9 tRNA genes are annotated in these 1,056 nt (G+C 49.8%); all 9 read right to left on the bottom strand.

From position 1 onward, the window contains the following. Positions 1-130: 130 nt before the first annotated feature. Positions 131-206 (bottom strand) — tRNA-Ala (locus ACQCV8_RS20150). A gap of 12 nt (positions 207-218) precedes the next feature. After that, positions 219-295 (bottom strand) — tRNA-Pro (locus ACQCV8_RS20145). A 26-nt stretch (positions 296-321) separates the two neighbouring features. Next, positions 322-398 (bottom strand) — tRNA-Arg (locus tag ACQCV8_RS20140). A gap of 17 nt (positions 399-415) precedes the next feature. Further along, positions 416-501, bottom strand: a tRNA-Leu gene (locus ACQCV8_RS20135). Positions 502-513: 12 nt separating this feature from the next. After that, positions 514-588 (bottom strand) — tRNA-Gly (locus ACQCV8_RS20130). A gap of 14 nt (positions 589-602) precedes the next feature. Further along, positions 603-684: transfer RNA gene (locus ACQCV8_RS20125), tRNA-Leu, on the bottom strand. Between the two features lie 10 nt (positions 685-694). Continuing rightward, positions 695-770, bottom strand: a tRNA-Lys gene (locus tag ACQCV8_RS20120). Positions 771-812: 42 nt separating this feature from the next. After that, positions 813-888 (bottom strand) — tRNA-Thr (locus ACQCV8_RS20115). A gap of 43 nt (positions 889-931) precedes the next feature. Continuing rightward, a tRNA-Val gene (locus ACQCV8_RS20110) sits at positions 932-1,007 on the bottom strand. Positions 1,008-1,056: the final 49 nt, after the last annotated feature.

Raw genomic sequence — 1,056 nt, 5'->3', positions numbered from 1 at the left:
ATTAGGCACGCCGCCAGCGTTCGTCCTGAGCCAGGATCAAACTCTCCAAAAAGTAGTTTGACTAGCTCTTGTTTAAAACTTTAGAATTAACGTTGGCACTTCGATTTGTTTAGTTTTCAAAGATCATAATTGGTGGAGCCTAGCGGGATCGAACCGCTGACCTCCTGCGTGCAAGGCAGGCGCTCTCCCAGCTGAGCTAAGGCCCCGTTTTGTATAGATGGTCGGGAAGACAGGATTCGAACCTGCGACCCCTTGGTCCCAAACCAAGTGCTCTACCAAGCTGAGCTACTTCCCGAGCCTTAATTGAGTATAATGAAATTATGGCGCGCCCGAGAGGACTCGAACCTCTAACCTTTTGATTCGTAGTCAAATGCTCTATCCAATTGAGCTACGGGCGCAATATGTGCTTCTCAAGTGCCGAGGACCGGGATCGAACCGGTACGGTAGTCACCTACCGCAGGATTTTAAGTCCTGTGCGTCTGCCAATTCCGCCACCCCGGCATAGTGGGATATTGGAGCGGAAGACGGGATTCGAACCCGCGACCCCCACCTTGGCAAGGTGGTGTTCTACCACTGAACTACTTCCGCGAAATATATAAAGATGCGGGTGAAGGGAGTCGAACCCCCACGCCATAAGGCGCTAGATCCTAAGTCTAGTGCGTCTGCCAATTCCGCCACACCCGCATATAAAAAATGGTGAGCCATGAAGGACTCGAACCTTCGACCCTCTGATTAAAAGTCAGATGCTCTACCGACTGAGCTAATGGCTCTCTGTCATTTATACTCTTTAAGAGTATACAATAACCTAGGAATGGTGCCGGCAAGAGGACTTGAACCCCCAACCTACTGATTACAAGTCAGTTGCTCTACCAATTGAGCTACACCGGCGTAACCTATCTATTAATTTAGTTGCCAACTTATAGATATGTAATGGTGGAGGATGACGGGATCGAACCGCCGACCCTCTGCTTGTAAGGCAGATGCTCTCCCAGCTGAGCTAATCCTCCATATAGTTTCGGCTTGTGATGAGCGGCGCATTGCGTTGTCGCTTTCAGT

Origin of the sequence: Metabacillus sp. 84, assembly GCF_050107715.1 — a bacterium.
Taxonomy (GTDB): Bacteria; Bacillota; Bacilli; order Bacillales; family Bacillaceae; genus Metabacillus_B.
This window is presented reverse-complemented; position numbering and strand designations above follow the sequence as displayed.